The sequence below is a fragment of the Cupriavidus gilardii genome (assembly GCF_008801915.1).
GTDB lineage: Bacteria > Pseudomonadota > Gammaproteobacteria > Burkholderiales > Burkholderiaceae > Cupriavidus > Cupriavidus gilardii.
On sequence record NZ_VZOV01000002.1, the window covers coordinates 570,641 to 589,037 of the forward strand.

Here is an 18,397-nt window from a genome sequence, read left to right on the forward strand (position 1 = left end):
CCGGCGGACCGCGCCGGCAGCCGTGGACGTGCTTGGCAGAACGCCCGGCCCGGCGGGATAATGTCGCAATTCTATTGCAATCGGCCGGCCCTCACGCCGACCCGGTCCCACGCCATGTGCCAGCTGCTCGGCATGAACTGCGCCACGCCGACCGACGTGACGTTCTCCTTCACCGGCTTCGCCGCGCGCGGCGGCGTCACCGATCATCATGCCGACGGCTTCGGTGTCGCGTTCTTCGAGGACAAGGCCTGCCGGCTGTTCATCGACAACCAGTCCGCCGGCACCTCGCCGGTGGCGGACCTGATCAAGAACTATCCGATCAAGTCGAAGAACGTCATCTCGCATATCCGCAAGGCGACCCAGGGCACGGTGCGGCTCGAGAACTGCCATCCGTTCATGCGCGAGCTGTGGGGCCGCCACTGGATCTTCGCCCACAACGGCGACCTGAAGGGCTTTTCGCCATTCCTGTCGGGCGTCTATCAGCCGGTGGGCGACACCGACAGCGAGCTCGCGTTCTGCGCGCTGATGCAGGGCCTGCGCAAGCGTTTCCCGGGCTCGCAGCCGCCGCTGAACGAGCTGTGCCACGCGCTGGCCGACATCACGCGCGAGATCACGCTGTACGGCGTCTTCAACTATCTGCTGAGCAATGGGCAGGCGCTGTTCGCGCACTGTTCGACGCGGCTGTATTACCTGGTGCGCCAGTGGCCGTTCTCGACCGCGCATCTGATCGATGCGGACCTGTCGATCGACTTTGCCCAGGTGACCACGCCGGAAGACCGGGTGGCGGTCATCGCCACCGCGCCGCTGACCGACGACGAAGTGTGGACGCCGTTCGCGCCGGGAGAATTGATGATGTTCGAGGCGGGGCAGCCGACGATGACGCTGACGGTGCCGATTCCGCCCGAGGTGCAGGCGCGCAACGCGGCCAATTCGGCCTGTACTTGAAGGGAAAGCTGGAGGGAGGTTTGACTCCCCCTCGCCGGCTTGCGGGAGAGGGGGTGGGGGAGAGAGAAATCAGTGGCGCAGCGGCTGCTGCGGTTGTTGAAACGACCTCCCTCTCCCCGGCCCTCTTCCCCTGAAGGGAAGAGGGAGAACCGCCGGGACAGCAAGGACCTCAGTGCTGCAGGATCTTCGACAGGAACTGGCGCGCCCGCTCCGAACGCGCCTCGATATTGCCGAAGAACTCCTCCTTCGGCGTGTCCTCGACGATGTGGCCCTGGTCCATGAAGATCACGCGGTTCGCCACCTTGCGGGCAAAGCCCATTTCGTGGGTCACGCACATCATCGTCATGCCCTCGTGGGCCAGCTGCACCATCACGTCGAGCACCTCGTTGACCATCTCCGGGTCCAGCGCCGAGGTCGGCTCGTCGAACAGCATGCAGATCGGATCCATCGACAGCGCGCGCGCGATCGCCACGCGCTGCTGCTGGCCGCCCGACAGTTGCCCCGGATACTTGTTGGCCTGGTTCTTCAGGCCCACGCGCTCCAGATACTTCATGCCCTTGGCCATCGCCTCGTCGCGCGAGCGGCCCAGCACCTTGATCTGCGCGATGGTCAGGTTCTCGGTGATCGACAGGTGCGGGAACAGTTCGAAGTTCTGGAACACCATGCCGACGCGCGAACGCAGCTTCGGCAGGTCGGTCTTCGGTCCGCCGACCGAGGTGCCGTCGACCAGGATCTCGCCCTTCTGGAAGGGCTCGAGCGCATTGACGGTCTTGATCAGCGTGGATTTGCCCGAACCGGACGGGCCGCACACCACCACCACTTCGCCCTTGGCCACGCGGGTGGTGCAATCGGTCAGCACCTGGAAGGAGCCGTACCACTTGGAGACATTATTGATTTCGATCATACAGCCACCTTTTTCTGGTATCGCTTGACCAGCAACGATGCGGAAAAACAGATCACGAAATAGACCAGACCGGCGAACAGCAGCATCTCGACGATGCGGCCATCGCGTTCGCCGATGCCATACGCCTGTCCGAAGAAATCCGCCAGCGCGCTGACGTAGACCAGCGAGGTATCCTGGAACAGGATGATGCCCTGCGTCAGCAGCAGCGGCACCATGTTGCGGAACGCCTGCGGCAGCACCACCAGCCGCATGGTCTGCCCATAGGTCATGCCGAGCGCCTGCGCCGCGTACATCTGCCCGCGCGACACGCTCTGGATGCCGGCGCGGATGATCTCCGAGTAATAGGCCGCCTCGAACAGCGCGAACGCGACCAGCGCCGAGGTCATCCGCAGATCGGTCGCCGGCGACAGATTGAAGATCGACTGCAGCACCTGCGGAATGATCAGGAAGAACCAGAGCAGCACCATCACCAGCGGTATCGAACGGAAGATGGTGACGTAGCCCTGCGCGAACCAGTTCAGCGGCTTGACCGAGGACAGGCGCATCATCGCCAGGATGGTGCCCCAGACGATGCCGACCACCACCGCGGTGGCGGTGATCTTCAGCGACACCATCATGCCCTCGCCGAGCACGTGCAGCGTATCGGCGTTGATCGAGGTGAAATCGAATGAATAAGCCATCGCGTTCCCCTTACTTGCTGCCGATGAAGCCCGGCACGCGCGTGCGCTTTTCCACCCAGCGCATTCCCAGCATGACGACGATATTGATCAGCGCGTACATCAGCGTGACCGCGATGAAGGACTCGTACGGCCGCGCCGTGTAGTCGACCAGCTGGCGCCCTTGCGCGGCCAGTTCCAGCAGGCCGATCGTCGACGCCACCGCCGAGTTCTTGAAGATGTTCAGGAATTCGGAGGTCAGCGGCGGCACGATGACGCGGAACGACATCGGCAGCAGCACGTAGCGATAGGTCTGCGGCAGCGTGAAGCCCATCGCCAGGCCGGCGTTGCGCTGTCCCGGCGGCAGCGAGTTGATGCCCGAGCGCACCTGTTCGCAGATCCGCGCCGCGGTAAAGGTACCGAGGCAGAACATCGCGGCCAGGAATTGCTGGGTGAACGGATTCATCTGCTTGATCGATTCGCCGAACGGCAGCAATTCGGGAATGACGAAATACCAGATGAACAGCTGCACCAGCAGCGGAATATTGCGGAAGATTTCGACGTAGGTGGCCGCGATACCCGACAGGAATTTATTCGGAACCGTGCGCAATACGCCGAGAATCGAGCCGATGATCAGGGCGATCACCCACGAAGTCAGGCCGAGCGCGATGGTGACCTTCAGACCGGAAATCATCCAGTCGAGATAGGTCTCGTTCATCGCGGCTTCTTCGAGGAATACACCCCAATGCCAGTTGTAATTCATGATGCGTCCTCAAAAAGAAACGGAAGGACATGCCTTCGCGCACGCCTTCCGTTTCACACGCGTGACTGAAGCCGAATCAGTCGAGCGCCTTGTCGTTCGGGTTCTTGATCAGCGCCTTCATGTCGTCGGACATCGGGAAGTCCAGGTTCAGGCCCTTCGGCGGCACCGGCTGGGTGAACCACTTGGCGTAGAGGTTGTTGATCTCGCCGGTCTTCATCAGGTTGGCGATCACGTTGTCGGCGACCTTCTTGAACGGCGCATCGTCCTTGCGCAGCATGCAGCCGTACGATTCGCGCGACTGCGGCTTGCCGGTGACGATCCAGTCGGCCGGGTTGCGCGCCTTGGCGCGCTCGCCGTACAGCAGCGCGTCGTCCATCATGAAGGCGGCGGCGCGGCCCGACTCCAGCGTCAGGAACGACTGGCCGTGGTCCTTGGTGCTGATGATGTTCATGCCCAGCTTCTGCTGGTCGTTCATCGTGCGCAGCAGGCGCTCGGACGTGGTGCCGGCGGTGGTGACGACGTTCTTGCCCTTCAGGTCGGCCCAGTCCTTGATCCCGCTGTCCTTCTTGGTCATGAAGCGGGTGCCGATGATGAAGATGGTGTTGCTGAAGGCGACCTGTTTCTGGCGGTCCAGATTATTGGTGGTCGAGCCGCATTCGATATCGATGGTGCCGTTCTGCAGCAGCGAAATGCGGTTCTGCGAGGTGATCGGAATTTCCTTGACCTGCAGATTCGGCAGTTTCAGCTGGTCCTTGATCGCCTCGACGATCTTGACGTTGATGTCATAGGAATAGCCGACGGTGCGGACGCCGCCGAGGTTATAGCTGAAGGGAATCGACGATTCCCGCACGCCCAGCGTAATGACACCCGTGTCTTTGATCTTCTTCAGCGTGCCGGTCAATTGCTCGGCCGCTTGTGCGGTACCGCACAGCACGCCTGCCGCAATCATCAGCGCAGCCAGTTTGGCAACCTTCATAACATCTCCTTGACCATGAGAGAAAGGCGGGACTCTAACAAGAAACGTGCCGCCGACGAAATAGTATTGCGCAAGCCGACGCTCGGATACAACGGGTATTTCCCTAGCCGCCGCTGTCCGGCAATCGGCTGCGCCACGCGGCTGTAATAAAAAAAGCGGCAGCCGGAATTTTCCGGCTGCCGCCTCGCTGTTGTCCGGACCCTGTCTTGGTGCATCGCAACATCCTGCTTGCCCCGACGCGGGTCCGATCGCCCCGATATCGCGCGTGGCGATCAGGGATACAGGCCGCGCATTTCGCGCGCCTGCAGGATACGGGTACAGGCAATGATGAACGCCGCGGTCCGCAGCGTGACCTTGTTTTCCTGCGCGACCTGCCAGATCGAGCGGAATGCCTCTTGCATGATCCGTACCAGCCGCTGATTGATCTCCTCTTCGGTCCAGAAGAAGCTGGAGAAGTCCTGCACCCACTCGAAGTACGACACCGTGACGCCGCCGGCGTTGGCGATCACGTCCGGCGCCACCAGGATATTGCGCTCGCGCAGGATGTCGTCGGCCTCCGGCGTGGTCGGACCGTTGGCGCCTTCGATGACCATGCGGGTCTTGATGTGGGGCGCGTTGGCGGCGGTGATCTGGCCTTCCAGCGCGGCCGGGATCAGGATCTCGCTCTCGGTCTGCCAGAACTGCTCGGCGCTGATCGTTTCGGCGCGGAAGCCCTCGATGGTGCCGTTGTGCGACACGTGTTCGATCAGCGCCGGCACGTCCAGGCCGGCCGGGTCGAACAGCGCGGTCTTGTGGTCCTGCACCGCGATGACCTTGGCGCCGGCCTCGTGGAACAGCTTGGCGGCGACGCTGCCGACATTGCCGAAGCCCTGCACGACGATGCGCGCGCCCTTGATTTCGAGGCCCAGGTTGCGCGCGGCCTCGGCGCCCACGACGAACACGCCGCGGCCGGTCGCCTCGCGGCGGCCCAGCGAGCCGCCCAGCGAGATCGGCTTGCCGGTGACGACGCCGGTCGACGTGCTGCCTTCGTTCATCGAATAGGTGTCCATCATCCACGCCATCACCTGCTCGTTGGTGTTGACGTCCGGCGCCGGGATGTCCTTGTTCGGTCCGATGATGATGTTGATCTCGCTGGTATAGCGGCGCGTCACGCGCTCGAGCTCGGCGCGCGACAGCTTGCGCGGGTCGACGCGGATGCCGCCCTTGGCGCCGCCGTACGGCACGTTGACGGCCGCGTTCTTGATCGACATCCAGGCCGACAGCGCCATCACCTCGGACAGCGTCACGTCCTGGTGGAAACGCACGCCGCCCTTGCCCGGGCCGCGCGAGGTGTTGTGCTGGACGCGGTAGCCCTCGAAGTGGGCGATGGTGCCGTCATCCATCTCGATCGGCACGTCGACCACCAGCGCGCGCTTGGGGCGCTTCAGCGTCTCGACCCAGCGGGCCAGCGAGCCCAGGTAGGGCGTCACGCGGTCCACCTGTTGCAGATAGATGCCCCAGGGGCCGAGGTTGTCGGCGTTCAGATAGGAGGGAACGGAATGCGCGGAGGCGGTGATGATCGGCGAATCGGAAGACATCGTGGAAATCCGGAAATGGAATGGCGACAAGCTTAGGGGCGCCGCCCCGCGGAAATCCAATGCCGTTTGTTCATTCGGTCATGCAGGAAATGCATAACCTTCGAGCGGGCAACGCACCCTTCCAAGGTGGGGTGCGGGCGGGTCTTCCCGGCGGTCCCGGCCGACTCAGGCCGCCCCGCCCTCGATCGGCGCGGCGCCGGACGACAGGCTGGCCCAGATGCGGTCGACCAGTTCGCGCTTGCGGCGCAGCTGGCTGCCGCGCCGGTCGTTGCCATGCTCGCCGGGGCGCGCACGGTACAGCCGGATCTCCATCTCGATCGACAGCGGCGCCGCGCGCGGCCCCTCGGCCCGCACCAGCCGGCCCTGCGCGACCTCCTCGCGCACTGCGCTCTCGGGCAGGAAGGCCAGCCCGTGTCCGGCCAGCGCCATCACCTTGAGCGCCTCGGCCATATCGGTCTCGTAGCATTTGTCCAGCTTGAACGACTCGCTGGTGTCCGACAGCAGCATCTCCACCATGCGGCCGAGGAAGGCATTCGGCGTATAGCTGAGGAAGGACACCGGCTTGCGGTCGGTGCCCGGCAGCCGGTACAGCGGCTTGCCGCTGGCGTCCGGCACGCTGAACGGCGACATCCGCTCGACGCCGAGCACGAGCATGTCGTAGTGCGAGGGATCGAGCTGGATCGCCTGGCGCGGATGGTGGTAGACCATCACCAGGTCGCAGCCGCCCTCGACCAGCATCAGCACCGCGTCGTGCACGTTCAGCGCGCGCAGCCGGCAGGCCAGCGTGCCGACCTGCCGCTCCAGCGCCTTCAGCCATTCGGGGAAGAAGGTCAGCGACAGCGTGTGGGGCACCGCGAATTCCAGCATCTGCGCGTTGGCCGAGCGCTGGCCGCGCATCAGCGCGCGCGTCTCGCTGACCTGGGCGAGCATCGCCAGCGCCTGCTCGTAGAACACCTTGCCGGCCGGCGTCAGGCTGGTCGGATAGCTGGAGCGGTCGATCAGCTCGGTACCGAGCCAGGCCTCGAGCGACTGGATGCGGCGCGAGAAGGCGGGCTGGGTCACGTGCCGCAGCTCGGCCGAGCGCGAGAAGCTGTGCGTCTCGGCCAGGCTGACGAAGTCTTCAAGCCATTTGATTTCCATGGCGCATTATCCCCCGGCGGTCACCGGCGCAAAAATATTCCAGAACGACCTGATAAATCGGAATATCATCCTCCAATGGATCGCTTCGGCACCACATTTTAGATCGGCTTGCTCGGCCCCGCTGGCTATGATCGGACCCATCCGGTCCCATGTCACCGTTCTCTCCTGCGGAGTCCCCATGCCAAGCCTGCACGCCGAACCGAAGCCGCGCCCGTCCTCGTCCCTGCCCACCGGCCCGCAGGCCGCGCTGTCCGCGCTGTCGCCGGCGCTGGCCCGGGTGTTCGACGACAGCGCGCGGACCGTGGCGGCGCAGGTCCAGGCCTGCCTCGGCGACGACGCCGACGCGCTGCTGGCGCTGCTGCCCGCGGCCGCGCGTGCCGGCAGTCCGGAAGGCTATACGCGCCATCTGGTCTATGCCGACCCGATGGCGCGCTTCTCGGCGATGCTGCTGGTCTGGCGCCCGGGGCAGGCGAGCCCCGTGCATGGGCACCGGACCTGGTGCGCCTACCGCGTGCTGCAAGGCACGCTGTATGAGCAGCACTACCGCTGGGACGAGGCGGCGCAGCTGGCGCGGCCGAGCGGCGGCGCGATGCGCGAGACCGGCGCGGTGTTCAGCGTGCCGGCCGGGCTCGAGCATATCCATTCGCTCGGCCATCCCGGCCGTGCGGATCGGGGAGACGGTGCGGCCGCCGACGTCGCCATCTCGCTGCATCTGTACGGCGTCGAGGCCGCGCAGATCGGCACCGGCGTCAACCTGCTGGTGGCGGCCGGCTAGCGCGTCGCGATGCGGTGGCGCGCTCAGGTGCGCCGAGGCCCGCCGGTTCGCGATCCACCGAACCCTGGCAACACCGACGGAGCAAGCGCAATGGATCGATTCGACCGATATGACCGCCAGATCCTGGCCGAGCTGCAACAGAACGCCGACCTGCCGGTGGCCGAACTGGCCGAACGGGTCGGCCTGACCTCGACGCCATGCTGGCGCCGTGTGCAGAAGCTGCAGGAAGCCGGCGTGATCCGCAAGCGCGTGGCGCTGCTCGATCCCGCCAAGCTGAACGTCGGCGTCACCGTCTTCGTGTCGGTCCGCACCAACCAGCACAGCGCGAAGTGGCTCAAGACCTTTCACGGGCTGGTCGCGTCGATCCCGGAGGTCACCGAGTTCTACCGGATGGCGGGCGACACCGACTACCTGCTGCGCGTCGTGGTGCCGGACATCGCCGCCTACGATCGCGTCTACAAGCGGCTGATCCAGGGTGCCGAGCTGGCCGACGTCAGCTCGAGCTTCGCGATGGAGCAGATCAAGTACACGACGGCGCTGCCGCTGGAGTACGTCTGACCTGGCGGGCCATGTTTCTGCTCCCCTCTCCCGCCCTCTCCCGCCCGCTGCGGGAGCGGGGATGGGGAGAGGAGAGACAACCGGGCTGTATCCCGGCCCTTCACCCGCGATGCGCCCAGCCGGTCATCCGCTTCTCCAGCACGGCGAACAGCTCGTACATCGCCATCGCCATCACCGCGATCACCACCAGGCCGGCGAAGGCCAAGGGCATCTTCATCGCCGAGCCGGCCGATACCAGCAGATAGCCGATGCCCTCGTTGGCCGCGTTCATCTCCGACACCGTGGTGCCGACGAAGGCCAGCGTGATCGCGACCTTCAGCGACGCGAAGAAATACGGCATCGCGCGCGGCAGTCCGACCTTGAACAGCACGTCGGTGCGCCGGGCGCCGAGCACGCGCAGCACGTCCTCCAGTTCGGGCTCGAGCGTCGCCAGCCCGGTGGCGATATTGACCATCACCGGAAAGAACGAGATCAGGAACGCCGTCAGGATCGCCGGCCCGGCGCCGAGGCCGAACCACACCACCAGGATCGGCACGAAGGCGGCCTTGGGCAGCGCGTTGAACGCCGTCATCAGCGGATAGCCGGCCGCATACGCGAGCCGCGACGACCCCATCAGCAGGCCCAGCACCACGCCGACTGCGATCGCGATGCCGAAGCCCACCATCGTGGTCCAGAAGGTGCGCCACGCATGGGCCGCGATCACGTCCCAATAGTCGACCAGCGATACCACGATGGCCGCCGGGCTCGGCAGGATGAAGTCGGACACCTCGAAGATCATGCAGGCGCCCTGCCACAGCAGCAGGCAGGCAGCCAGCAGCAGCCAGGGCGCGACGCGCTCCACGCGCCGCTGCGTCGAATCGGTCAACGTGGTCATCTCAGTGCTGGCGGACATGGCCGATCTTCTCGCGCAGCGTGTGCACCAGATCGGCGAAGGGTTCGGTATAGGTCAGTTCCAGATCGCGCGGACGCGGCAGCTCGATCGGCTTGCGCATCAGGATGCGGCCCGGCCGCTGGCTCATCACGTAGACCGTATCGGCCAGGAACACCGCCTCGCGCAGATCGTGGGTGACCAGGATCACGTTGAAGCGTTGGGCCTGCCACAGGTCGCGCAGCACGCACCACAGTTCTTCCCGCGTGAAGGCGTCGAGCGCGCCGAACGGTTCGTCCAGCAGCAGCATGCGCGGCTCGTGGATCAGCGCGCGGCAGATCGACGCGCGCTGCTGCATGCCGCCGGACAGCTGCCACGGGTACTTGTCCTCGTAGCCGGCCAGGCCCACGGTGCGCAGCAGCGTGCGGGCGCGCTCGACGTATTCGTCGCGGCGGGCGCGCAGCGTCGAGCGGTAAGGCTCGACGATCTCGAGCGGCAGCATCACGTTCTGCAGCGTGGTGCGCCACGGCAGCAGCGTCGGCGCCTGGAAGGCCATGCCGACCATCTTCAGCGGCCCGGTCACCCTCTCGCCGGCGATCCTGACCACGCCGCGCGTGGCCGGCTTCAAGCCGGTGGCCAGCTTCATGAAAGTCGACTTGCCGCAGCCCGACGGCCCGACGATCGCGATGAACTCGCCCGGCTGGACCTGCAGCGAGATGTCCTCGACCGCGAACTCGCCCTTGCGGGCGAGCTCGTCGTTGTAGGCCAGCCAGACGCGATTGAAGTCGACGAACGGGGCTTCGGCGTCCGCGCCGGGCGGCGCGGACGGTGCGGCAGCGAACGCAGCGGTTTCCACCGTCATCGCAGCACGTCCAGTTCCGCCGCCGACGGCAGATAGGCGTCGGTCCACAGCGCATCCGGGTTGATCCGGCCCTTGGTGCCGAACGCATCGGCGACCTGCGACGCCATCAGCGACAGCCGCGGCTTGTTGACGCGGCCGAAGCCCTCGGCCTTCGCGTCGGGCGACCTGACTACGCTGTCGAGCGCCAGCTTCAGGCGCCGGACCTCGAGCTTCTCGTCGATGATGCCGTCGCGCGCCTTGACAGCCTTGATGCCCTCTTCGGGCCTGGCGATCACGTCGCGCGCGGACTTGGCGAAGGCGCGCAGGAAGGCCTTGACCGCCTCGGGGTTCTTCTTCAGGAAGTCCTCCGACGCGATCACCGCATTGCCGTACAGCTTGACGCCGTATTGCGGGTACGGCAGCACCACGATGTCCTCGTCCTTCACGCCGCGCGCATTCAGGTTCAGGATCGAGGTGAACGAGAACCCGGTGATCGCATCGAGATCGCCGCGCGTCAGCATGGTCTCGCGCAGCGTCGGGTCCATCGCCTGCCAGTTGAAGCTCGATGCCTGCAGGCCGTTGGCCCTGGCGAAGATCGGGAAGGCGCGGCGGCCGGCATCGAACACCGGCGCGCCCAGCTTCTTGCCGGCCAGGTCCTTCGGCGCCTTGATGCCCGACTTCTTCAGCGCCAGCACGGCGGCCGGCGTGTTGTTGTAGACCATCATCACGGCCACCGGCTTGTTCTTCGCGTCCGGGTTGTTGCCGTAGAACTCCATCACCGAGGCCAGGTCGGCGAAGCCCATGTCATAGGTGCCGGAGGCCACGCGGTTGACCACGTTGCCCGAGCCGTTGCCGGCGTCGATCGACACATCGAGCTTCTCGGCCTTGTAGTAGCCCTTCTGCTCGCCGAGCAGGAACAGCGCCGACGGCCCCTCGAAGCGCCAGTCGAGCTGGAAGCGGACCTTGGTCGCGGCCTGTGCATGGGCCGGCGCGGCCCATTGTGTCGACAGCACCATTGCGGTGCCAAGCATCGTGCCGAGCCGCAGCATCCGGCGGCGCAGCGTCGATGGCGCCGTGCCGGCGCAGCTCTGTCGTGCCTGCTCGTGGCGATGCGTGTCCTGCTGCGTATGCTGGTGATGCGACCCGTGTTGCGACCCGTGATGCGGCGTGTCCTGCGGCATGTTTGCTCTCCTGTTCGTGCCTGTCTTGCGCGAACAGTGTCTGCAAGCGATATGCCAGCCAAAACCGCATCGAAACCGCCCCAAAGCGGGGCATGACCGCGGCGTCTTGTCCAACCAAACTTGTGCATCGGACATGGCCGCGCGCGATTGCGCGCCGCCATTGTCGACAATACGAAGGCGACCTCGGTGGTCTCAGGCGTCCTGCGTCGCGTCGCCGAGATCGGCCGCCACCGCCGCGGCGCCTTCGATGCGGGCCAGCTCGCCGCCGTCCGCGGCGGCGGCGCCCTGCGCCGCGCTGCGCGCCTGGATGCGCCACATCTCGGCATAGCGGCCGTCGGCGCGCATCAGTTCCGCATGCGTGCCGCGCTCGACGATGCGGCCGCGGTCCATCACCAGGATCTGGTCGGCATGCACCACGGTGGACAGCCGGTGCGCGATCAGCAGCGTGGTGCGGTTCTGCGCCAGCCGCATCAGCTCGGCCTGGATCGCCTGCTCGGTGCGCGAGTCCAGCGCCGAGGTCGCTTCGTCGAAGATCAGGATCGGCGGGTTCTTCAGCAGCGTGCGCGCGATCGCCACGCGCTGCTTCTCGCCGCCCGACAGCTTGAGCCCGCGCTCGCCGACCGGCGTGTCGTAGCCCTGCGGCAGTTCGCGGATGAAGGCGTCGATCTGCGCGGCGCGCGCGGCCTCGATGACCTCGTCGCGGCTCGCGCCCGGGCGGCCATAGGCGATGTTGTAGTAGATGCTGTCGTTGAACAGCACCGTGTCCTGCGGCACGATGCCGATCGCGCGCCGCAGGCTGTCTTGCGTCACGGTGCGGATGTCCTGGCCGTCGACCAGCACCGCGCCGCTGCCGACGTCGTAGAAGCGGAACAGCAGCCGCGCCAGCGTCGATTTGCCCGAGCCGCTATGGCCGACCACGGCGGTGGTGGTGCCGGCCGCGATCGTGAAATCGACGTCGTCGAGGATGCGGCGGTTGCTGTCGTAGCCAAAGCCGACATGGCTGAAACGCACTTCGGCGCCGCGCACGGCCAGCGGCCGCGCATCGGGCGCGTCGGCGACTTCGCGGTTGGTGCCGAGCAGCACGAACATCCGGTCCATGTCGGTGGTGGCCTGCTTGATCTCGCGATAGATCACGCCGAGGAAATTGAGCGGGATATACAGCTGGATCATCAGCGTATTGACCAGCACCAGGTCGCCCAGCGTCAGCACGCCCTGCGCCACGCCGACGGTGGCGCGCCACAGGATCAGGATCAGGCCGATCGCGATGATCGCCTGCTGGCCGAAGTTCAGCAGCGACAGCGAATTCTGCGAGCGGATCGCGGCGGTCCGGTAGGTGCGCAGGTTCTCGTCGTAGCGCGCGGCCTCGTAGGCCTCGTTGCCGAAATACTTGACGGTCTCGAAGTTCAGCAGCGAGTCGATCGCCTTCTGGTTGGCGCGCGAATCGAGCTCGTTCATCTTGCGGCGGAAGTGCGTGCGCCATTCGGTCACCACCACCGTGAAGACGATATAGGCGAGCAGCGCGCCGCCGGTGATCGCGGCAAACCAGATGTCGTAGTGCAGCAGGAAGAAGCCCATCACCAGCGCCATCTCGACCAGCGTCGGCAGGATGCTGTACAGCGAATACGAGATCAGCGACTGGATGCCGCGCGTGCCGCGCTCGATGTCGCGGCTCATGCCGCCGGTCTGCCGGTCCAGATGGAAGCGCAGCGACAGGCTGTGCAGATGGCGGAATACCTGCAGCGCGATCTCGCGCACCGCGCTCTGCGTGACCTTGGAGAACAGGATCTCGCGCAGCTCGGTGAACAGCGTGGTCGACAGCCGCAGCAGGCCGTAGGCGACGATCAGCCCGGCCGGCACCGCCAGCAGCGCGCGCGGATCGCCCGGGGCGATGTTCATCGCGTCGATCAGTCGCTTCATCAGCACCGGCACGCCCAGATTGGCGGCCTTGGCCGCCACCAGGCAGGTGAGCGCCAGCATCACGCGCCACTTGTAATGCCACAGATAGGGAAGCAGATTGCGCACGGTCTGCCAGTCGCTGCGCTGGCCGCGCGCGCCGGAGAACAGCGGCGAGGACGGGGCCGTGGGAGCAGGCTCGTCCGTCGTGGAATAGCGTCGCATACGTTAGAATTCGGGCCAATATGCGATTGTCGCAGAGTTCGGCGCGGGGGGTTTTTGCCCGCTTCGCCCCCTTCGCCGTTAGCCGGATTGACCATGAACCTGACCGAAACCCTGTCGTCCCTGCCTCCCGGCAAGAACCCCGCGCTGCGCGTGGTGCCGATGCCCGCCGATGCCAATGTGCACGGCGACGTGTTCGGCGGCTGGATCATGGCGCAGGTCGACATCGCCGGCTCGATTCCCGCGGTCGAGCGCGCGCAGGGCCGCGTCGCCACGGTCGCGGTCAATTCCTTCCTGTTCAAGCATCCGGTGTTCGTCGGCGACCTGGTCAGCTTCTATGCCGACATCGTCAAGACGGGACGGACCTCGATCACCGTCGAGGTCGAGGTCTATGCGCAGCGGATGCGCCATAGCAACGAGATCGTCAAGGTCACCGAGGCCACGCTGACCTATGTGGCGACCGACGAGGACCGGCAGCCGCGGGTGCTGCCGAAGGTGTGAGGGCTGGGGGCATGCCCCAACCCATCCAGGCCATTCAACCGATCAATTGAACTTCGAGAAATCCGGCTTGCGCTTCTCGAAGAACGCCGTGAAGGCCTCCTTCGCTTCCGGCGACTGCAGCAGCCGGCGGAACACCGCGCCTTCCTGCGCCATCTGCGTTTCCATCTGCGCGGTATCGACGCCCTTCATCAGCCGCTTGGTTTCCCGCAGCGACGACGCCGGCAGCGCCGCCAGCTTGCGCGCCTGCGCCAGCGCGAACTCTTGCAGCTCGCCAGCCGCCACCACGCGCGTGACCAGGCCGATCTGCTGGGCCTCCTGCGCACTGAACGGCTCGCCCAGCAGCAGCTTCTCGGCGGCGCGCTGGTAGCCGGCCAGGCGCGGCAGCAGCAGGCTGGACGCCGCTTCGGGACACAGGCCCAGCTGCACGAACGGCAGCGAGAAACGCGCGCCCTCGGCGGCATAGACCAGGTCGCAATGCAGCAGCAGCGTGGTGCCGATACCGACCGCCGGCCCGCTGACCGCCGCCACCAGCGGCTTGGCGGCATGGCTGATCTCGTGCAGGAACTGGAACACCGGCGCCTTGGTGGCGTCTTCCTCGCTGCTCGGCGGCCGCTTCATGAAGTCTTCCAGATCGTTGCCGGCGGTGAAGATCTCGTCCTTGCCGCGGATCACGATCGCCCGCACGGCGTCGTCGCTCGCCGCCGCGCGCAGCGCGTCGGCCATCTGCTGGTACATCGCCGCGGTGATCGCGTTCTTCTTGTCCAGGCGGTCGAACTCGATGGTCAGCACGCCTTGCTCGATGCGGGTCAGGATGCTCATGGTGTCTCCTTGGTGGTCGGTGTTCTTGTCGGGGGGGCGGGCGGCCGGAACCGCCGGGACTCCCGGGAGCCGCCCGCCAGAAGGACGGCCCACGGGACGGCTTGCAGAACGATTCGCGTCAAACCCGTTCGAAGATACCGGCGGCGCCCATGCCCGTGCCGACGCACATGGTGACCATGCCGTACTTCAGGTTGTGCCGTCGCAGCGCATGGACCACGGTGGCCGAGCGGATCGCGCCGGTCGCGCCCAGCGGGTGCCCCAGCGCGATCGCGCCGCCCATCCGGTTCAGCCTGGCCGGATCGAGGCCGAGGTCGCGGATCACCGCCAGCGCCTGCGCGGCGAACGCCTCGTTCAGTTCGATCCAGTCGAGCTGGTCCTGTGTCATGCCCGCCGCCTTCAGCGCGGCCGGAATCGCTTCCTTCGGACCGATGCCCATGATCTCCGGCGGCACGCCGCGCACCGCGAACGACACGAAGCGGGCCAGCGGCACCAGGTTGCAGGCCTTCAGGATCTTCTCCGAGACCAGGATCAGCGCGCCGGCGCCGTCCGAGGTCTGCGAGCTGTTGCCGGCGGTCACGCTGCCCTTGTTGGCGAACACCGGGCGCAGCTTCGCCAGCCCTTCGAGCGAGGTATCGGGACGCGGGCCCTCGTCGAGCGACAGCGTGCGGGTCTTGAGCTCGACCTCGCCGCTGGCCAGGTTCGGCAGCTTCTCGACGATCTCGACCGGCGTGATCTCGTCGGCGAACTCGCCGGCCTGCTGCGCGGCCAGCGCCTTCTGGTGCGAGGCCAGCGCGAAGGCGTCCTGATCCTCGCGGCTGACCTTCCATTGGCGCGCCACCTGCTCGGCCGTCAGGCCCATGCCATAGGCGATGCCGACGTTCTCGTCGCGCGCGAAGATCGACGGCGACATCGACGGCGTATTGCCCATCATCGGCACCATGCTCATCGATTCGACGCCGGCGGCGATCATCACGTCGGCCTCGCCGACGCGGATGCGGTCGGCCGCCATCGCCACGGCGCTCAGGCCCGACGCGCAGAAGCGGTTCACGGTGATGCCGCCGACCGAGGTCGGCAGGCCCGACAGCAGCGCGCCGATGCGCGCGACGTTCAGGCCCTGCTGCGCTTCGGGAATCGCGCAGCCGACGATGGCGTCCTCGATCAGCGCCGGATCGAGGTTCGGCACCTGCGCCAGCGCGGCGCGCAGCGTGGTGGCCAGCAGATCGTCGGGCCGGTAGTGCTTGAACGCGCCCTTGGGCGCCTTGCCGATCGGCGTGCGGGTCGCGGCAACGATATAGGCGTCTTGCAGTTGTTTCATGATCGATTTCCTCGCGTGCCGATTAGTTGCGCACCGGCTTGCCGGTCTGCAGCATGCCCATGATGCGTTCCTGCGTCTTGGGGTTGCCCAGCAGTTCGATGAAGGCGCGGCGCTCCAGCGCCAGCAGCCATTCCTCGCTGACCAGCGCGCCCGCTTCGACGTCGCCGCCGCAGACCGCCTCGGCGATACGCGAGGCGATCAGGAAGTCGTGCGCGGAGATGAAGCCGCCGTCGCGCATGTTGACCAGCGACGCCTTGATCGTGGCGATGCCCGAGCGGCCCGCCACCGGCACCAGTTCGCCCTGCGCGGGCGGCCGGTAGCCTGCCTCGTGCAGCGCGCGCACCTCGCTGCAGGCGACGTGCAGCAGCTCGTGCACGTTGAAGACGATCGGATCGCCCGCCTGAAGATAGCCCATCTGCCGCGCCTCCAGCGCCGAGCCCGAGACCTTGGCCATCGCCGCGTTCTGGAAGCGCTGCGTCAGGAACTGCAGATAGTTGGTGCTGCCTGCCGCCTGCGCCGCGCGCGCGGCCGCCAGCGCGGCTTCCTTCAGGCCGCCGCCGGCCGGCACCAGCCCGACGCCGACCTCGACCAGACCGACATAGGTCTCGAGCGCCGCCACGCGCCGCGCCGAATGCAGCATCAGCTCGCAGCCGCCGCCCAGCGCGATGCCGGACGCCGCCGACACCACCGGCACCGCGGCGTACTTGACGCGCATCATGCCGTCCTGGAACTTCCTGACGAAGGGCTCGACGCCCTTGGCCCCGCCCATCATGAACGCCGGCATCGCCGCCTCCAGGTTCGCACCGGCGGAGAACGGGCCGCCCGGCGCGCCCAGCTGCAGCGAGGTCGGCTGCCACACCACCAGGCCCTTGTAGGCGCTCTCGGCCAGATCGATCGCGCGGATCAGCCCGTCGATCGTGTCAGGCCCGATCGTGTTCATCTTGCTGTTGAACGAGATCACCAGCACGTCGTCCTGGCCCTCGCAGACCCAGATCCGCACCGCGTCGTTCTGCTCGACGGTGCGCCCGGCCTTGCGCGGATCGGCCGCGTCGCTGCCCTTCAGTGCGGCGCGGAAGGCCTGGCGGCGATAGACCGGCAGCGCGCTGCGGCCGGCGAACGACTGCGTGGCCGGCGACCACGAGCCCTGCGCCGAATGCACGCCCTGGTTGTCGGCGACCGGGCCGGCGAAGACCCAGTCGGGCAGCGGCGCCTTCGACAGCGCCTTGCCGGCCTCGATGTCTTCCTTGACCCATTGCGCGACCTGCTGCCAACCGGCGGCCTGCCAGTCCTCGAACGGGCCCGAGTTCCAGCCGAAGCCCCAGCGGATCGCCAGGTCGACGTCGGCGGCCGAACCGGCAATCTGCTCCAGATAGACGGCGATGTAGTGGAACACGTCGCGGAAGATCGCCCACAGGAACTGCGCCTGCGGATTGCCCGATTCGCGCAGCAGCTTGATGCGCTCGGCCGGCTCCTTCTTCAGCATGCGCGCGACGATCTCGTCGGCCTTGCCGCCGGCGTCGACGTACTGGCCGGTCTTGGCGTCCAGCACCTTGATCTGCTTGCCTTCCTTCCTGTAGAAGCCGGCGCCGGTCTTCTGGCCCAGCGCGCCGGCATCGACCAGCGACTTGAGCACCGCGGGGGTCTGGTACACCGGCGCGAACGGATCGTCGCGCAGGTTGTCCTGCATGGTCTTGATCACGTGGGCCATCGTGTCCAGGCCCACCACGTCGGCGGTGCGGAAGGTCGCGGACTTGGCGCGGCCCAGCTTGCTGCCGGTCAGGTCGTCGACCACGTCGAACGGAATGCCGTACTTCTCGGCCTCGGCAAACACCGCCAGGATCGAGAAGATGCCGACGCGGTTGGCGATGAAGTTCGGCGTGTCCTTGGCGCGCACCACCCCCTTGCCGAGCGTGGTGGTCAGGAAGGCTTCCAGGCGGTCGAGAATGGCCGGCTGCGTCGCCTCGGTCGGGATCAGCTCGACCAGATGCATGTAGCGCGGCGGATTGAAGAAGTGCACGCCGCAGAAGCGCGCCTTCAGCTCGGCGTCGAAGCCCTCGGACAGCGCGGTGATCGACAGGCCCGAGGTATTGGTGGCGAAGATCGCGTCGGCGCCCAGATGCGGGGCGACCTTCCTATACAGGTCGTGCTTCCAGTCCATGCGCTCGGCGATCGCCTCGATCACCAGGTCGCATTCCTTCAGCAGCGCGAGGTCGTCCTCGTAATTGGCGGCGCGGATCAGGCCGGCGTCGTCCTTCAGGCCCAGCGGCGCCGGGGACAGCTTCTTCAGGTTGTCGATGGCCCGCAGCACGATGCCGTTCTTCGGGCCTTCCTTGGCCGGCAGGTCGAACAGCACCACCGGCACGCGGGCATTGACGAGGTGGGCCGCGATCTGCGCGCCCATGACGCCGGCACCCAGCACGGCGACTTTCTTGACGATGAAATTGGACATGCGCGCTCCTTGGA

Annotated in this window: 17 protein-coding genes; 4 read left to right on the forward strand and 13 right to left on the reverse strand. The window is 66.6% G+C overall.

The window, feature by feature from the left end:
- The first annotated feature begins 114 nt into the window (after window positions 1-114).
- A complete protein-coding gene (locus tag F7Q96_RS05410) occupies window positions 115-945 on the forward strand; it encodes a class II glutamine amidotransferase (protein WP_053821099.1) in 831 nt (276 codons plus the stop codon).
- Between the two features lie 169 nt (window positions 946-1,114).
- Here F7Q96_RS05410 and F7Q96_RS05415 read toward each other — a convergent pair whose 3' ends face one another.
- From F7Q96_RS05415 to F7Q96_RS05440, 6 genes are all read right to left on the reverse strand, one after another.
- Window positions 1,115-1,849, reverse strand: a complete 735-nt coding sequence (locus tag F7Q96_RS05415; RefSeq protein ID WP_006578985.1) for an amino acid ABC transporter ATP-binding protein — start codon at window positions 1,847-1,849, stop codon at window positions 1,115-1,117.
- Window positions 1,846-2,529, reverse strand: coding sequence for a glutamate/aspartate ABC transporter permease GltK (gene gltK, locus F7Q96_RS05420; protein ID WP_006578984.1), 684 nt, complete (start codon window positions 2,527-2,529; stop codon window positions 1,846-1,848). The genes F7Q96_RS05415 and gltK overlap by 4 nt, the downstream gene beginning before the upstream one ends.
- Before the next feature lie 10 nt (window positions 2,530-2,539).
- Window positions 2,540-3,268: an amino acid ABC transporter permease gene (locus F7Q96_RS05425; protein ID WP_053821098.1), complete on the reverse strand. Its 729-nt coding sequence runs from the start codon at window positions 3,266-3,268 to the stop codon at window positions 2,540-2,542.
- Between the two features lie 76 nt (window positions 3,269-3,344).
- Window positions 3,345-4,244: a glutamate/aspartate ABC transporter substrate-binding protein gene (locus F7Q96_RS05430; RefSeq protein WP_053821097.1), complete on the reverse strand. Its 900-nt coding sequence runs from the start codon at window positions 4,242-4,244 to the stop codon at window positions 3,345-3,347.
- Window positions 4,245-4,516: 272 nt separating this feature from the next.
- Window positions 4,517-5,821, reverse strand: coding sequence for a Glu/Leu/Phe/Val family dehydrogenase (locus tag F7Q96_RS05435; RefSeq protein WP_151022210.1), 1,305 nt, complete (start codon window positions 5,819-5,821; stop codon window positions 4,517-4,519).
- A gap of 165 nt (window positions 5,822-5,986) precedes the next feature.
- Window positions 5,987-6,961 carry a LysR substrate-binding domain-containing protein gene (locus tag F7Q96_RS05440; protein WP_053821096.1) on the reverse strand — a complete coding sequence of 325 codons (975 nt, stop codon included), beginning with the start codon at window positions 6,959-6,961 and terminating at the stop codon, window positions 5,987-5,989.
- A 178-nt stretch (window positions 6,962-7,139) separates the two neighbouring features.
- Here F7Q96_RS05440 and F7Q96_RS05445 point away from each other — a divergent pair, with 178 nt between their 5' ends.
- Together F7Q96_RS05445 and F7Q96_RS05450 are read left to right on the forward strand one after the other, a co-directional pair.
- Complete coding sequence (locus F7Q96_RS05445; RefSeq protein WP_053821095.1) at window positions 7,140-7,736, forward strand: cysteine dioxygenase family protein; 597 nt, start codon at window positions 7,140-7,142, stop codon at window positions 7,734-7,736.
- A 90-nt stretch (window positions 7,737-7,826) separates the two neighbouring features.
- Window positions 7,827-8,294: an Lrp/AsnC family transcriptional regulator gene (locus F7Q96_RS05450; RefSeq protein WP_053821094.1), complete on the forward strand. Its 468-nt coding sequence runs from the start codon at window positions 7,827-7,829 to the stop codon at window positions 8,292-8,294.
- A gap of 100 nt (window positions 8,295-8,394) precedes the next feature.
- Here F7Q96_RS05450 and F7Q96_RS05455 read toward each other — a convergent pair whose 3' ends face one another.
- The 4 genes from F7Q96_RS05455 to F7Q96_RS05470 all read right to left on the reverse strand — a co-directional run bounded on the left by F7Q96_RS05455 (window position 8,395) and on the right by F7Q96_RS05470 (window position 13,302).
- Window positions 8,395-9,168 (reverse strand): ABC transporter permease, encoded by a 774-nt coding sequence (locus F7Q96_RS05455; protein ID WP_053821093.1) that lies wholly within the window; start codon window positions 9,166-9,168, stop codon window positions 8,395-8,397.
- A 1-nt stretch (window position 9,169) separates the two neighbouring features.
- Window positions 9,170-10,024: an ABC transporter ATP-binding protein gene (locus F7Q96_RS05460; RefSeq protein ID WP_053821092.1), complete on the reverse strand. Its 855-nt coding sequence runs from the start codon at window positions 10,022-10,024 to the stop codon at window positions 9,170-9,172.
- Window positions 10,021-11,034 (reverse strand): ABC transporter substrate-binding protein, encoded by a 1,014-nt coding sequence (locus F7Q96_RS05465; protein WP_390885751.1) that lies wholly within the window; start codon window positions 11,032-11,034, stop codon window positions 10,021-10,023. The genes F7Q96_RS05460 and F7Q96_RS05465 overlap by 4 nt, the downstream gene beginning before the upstream one ends.
- 342 nt (window positions 11,035-11,376) lie before the next feature.
- Entirely contained in the window at window positions 11,377-13,302 is a 1,926-nt protein-coding gene (locus F7Q96_RS05470; protein WP_053821091.1) for an ABCB family ABC transporter ATP-binding protein/permease, read from the reverse strand.
- A gap of 93 nt (window positions 13,303-13,395) precedes the next feature.
- On the opposite strand from F7Q96_RS05470, the gene F7Q96_RS05475 reads away from it, so the two are divergent.
- A complete protein-coding gene (locus tag F7Q96_RS05475) occupies window positions 13,396-13,800 on the forward strand; it encodes an acyl-CoA thioesterase (RefSeq protein ID WP_006578336.1) in 405 nt (134 codons plus the stop codon).
- Between the two features lie 42 nt (window positions 13,801-13,842).
- On the opposite strand, the gene F7Q96_RS05480 is transcribed toward F7Q96_RS05475, so the two are convergent.
- The 3 genes from F7Q96_RS05480 to F7Q96_RS05490 all read right to left on the reverse strand — a co-directional run bounded on the left by F7Q96_RS05480 (window position 13,843) and on the right by F7Q96_RS05490 (window position 18,383).
- On the reverse strand, window positions 13,843-14,619 hold the full coding sequence (locus tag F7Q96_RS05480; protein WP_053821090.1) for an enoyl-CoA hydratase: 777 nt from the start codon (window positions 14,617-14,619) through the stop codon (window positions 13,843-13,845).
- Between the two features lie 118 nt (window positions 14,620-14,737).
- Entirely contained in the window at window positions 14,738-15,937 is a 1,200-nt protein-coding gene (locus F7Q96_RS05485) for an acetyl-CoA C-acyltransferase (RefSeq protein ID WP_053821089.1), read from the reverse strand.
- A 19-nt stretch (window positions 15,938-15,956) separates the two neighbouring features.
- Window positions 15,957-18,383 carry a 3-hydroxyacyl-CoA dehydrogenase/enoyl-CoA hydratase family protein gene (locus F7Q96_RS05490; protein ID WP_053821088.1) on the reverse strand — a complete coding sequence of 809 codons (2,427 nt, stop codon included), beginning with the start codon at window positions 18,381-18,383 and terminating at the stop codon, window positions 15,957-15,959.
- Window positions 18,384-18,397 lie beyond the last annotated feature (14 nt).

What these genes read in the sequence shown, in the direction of transcription:
- F7Q96_RS05410 (WP_053821099.1), top strand. Translation starts at nt 115, where the DNA reads ATGTGCCAGCTGCTCGGCATGAACTGCGCCACGCCGACCGACGTGACG.
- F7Q96_RS05415 (WP_006578985.1), bottom strand. Translation starts at nt 1,849, where the DNA reads ATGATCGAAATCAATAATGTCTCCAAGTGGTACGGCTCCTTCCAGGTG.
- gltK (WP_006578984.1), bottom strand. Translation starts at nt 2,529, where the DNA reads ATGGCTTATTCATTCGATTTCACCTCGATCAACGCCGATACGCTGCAC.
- F7Q96_RS05425 (WP_053821098.1), bottom strand. Translation starts at nt 3,268, where the DNA reads ATGAATTACAACTGGCATTGGGGTGTATTCCTCGAAGAAGCCGCGATG.
- F7Q96_RS05430 (WP_053821097.1), bottom strand. Translation starts at nt 4,244, where the DNA reads ATGAAGGTTGCCAAACTGGCTGCGCTGATGATTGCGGCAGGCGTGCTG.
- F7Q96_RS05435 (WP_151022210.1), bottom strand. Translation starts at nt 5,821, where the DNA reads ATGTCTTCCGATTCGCCGATCATCACCGCCTCCGCGCATTCCGTTCCC.
- F7Q96_RS05440 (WP_053821096.1), bottom strand. Translation starts at nt 6,961, where the DNA reads ATGGAAATCAAATGGCTTGAAGACTTCGTCAGCCTGGCCGAGACGCAC.
- F7Q96_RS05445 (WP_053821095.1), top strand. Translation starts at nt 7,140, where the DNA reads ATGCCAAGCCTGCACGCCGAACCGAAGCCGCGCCCGTCCTCGTCCCTG.
- F7Q96_RS05450 (WP_053821094.1), top strand. Translation starts at nt 7,827, where the DNA reads ATGGATCGATTCGACCGATATGACCGCCAGATCCTGGCCGAGCTGCAA.
- F7Q96_RS05455 (WP_053821093.1), bottom strand. Translation starts at nt 9,168, where the DNA reads ATGACCACGTTGACCGATTCGACGCAGCGGCGCGTGGAGCGCGTCGCG.
- F7Q96_RS05460 (WP_053821092.1), bottom strand. Translation starts at nt 10,024, where the DNA reads ATGACGGTGGAAACCGCTGCGTTCGCTGCCGCACCGTCCGCGCCGCCC.
- F7Q96_RS05465 (WP_390885751.1), bottom strand. Translation starts at nt 11,034, where the DNA reads ATGCTTGGCACCGCAATGGTGCTGTCGACACAATGGGCCGCGCCGGCC.
- F7Q96_RS05470 (WP_053821091.1), bottom strand. Translation starts at nt 13,302, where the DNA reads ATGCGACGCTATTCCACGACGGACGAGCCTGCTCCCACGGCCCCGTCC.
- F7Q96_RS05475 (WP_006578336.1), top strand. Translation starts at nt 13,396, where the DNA reads ATGAACCTGACCGAAACCCTGTCGTCCCTGCCTCCCGGCAAGAACCCC.
- F7Q96_RS05480 (WP_053821090.1), bottom strand. Translation starts at nt 14,619, where the DNA reads ATGAGCATCCTGACCCGCATCGAGCAAGGCGTGCTGACCATCGAGTTC.
- F7Q96_RS05490 (WP_053821088.1), bottom strand. Translation starts at nt 18,383, where the DNA reads ATGTCCAATTTCATCGTCAAGAAAGTCGCCGTGCTGGGTGCCGGCGTC.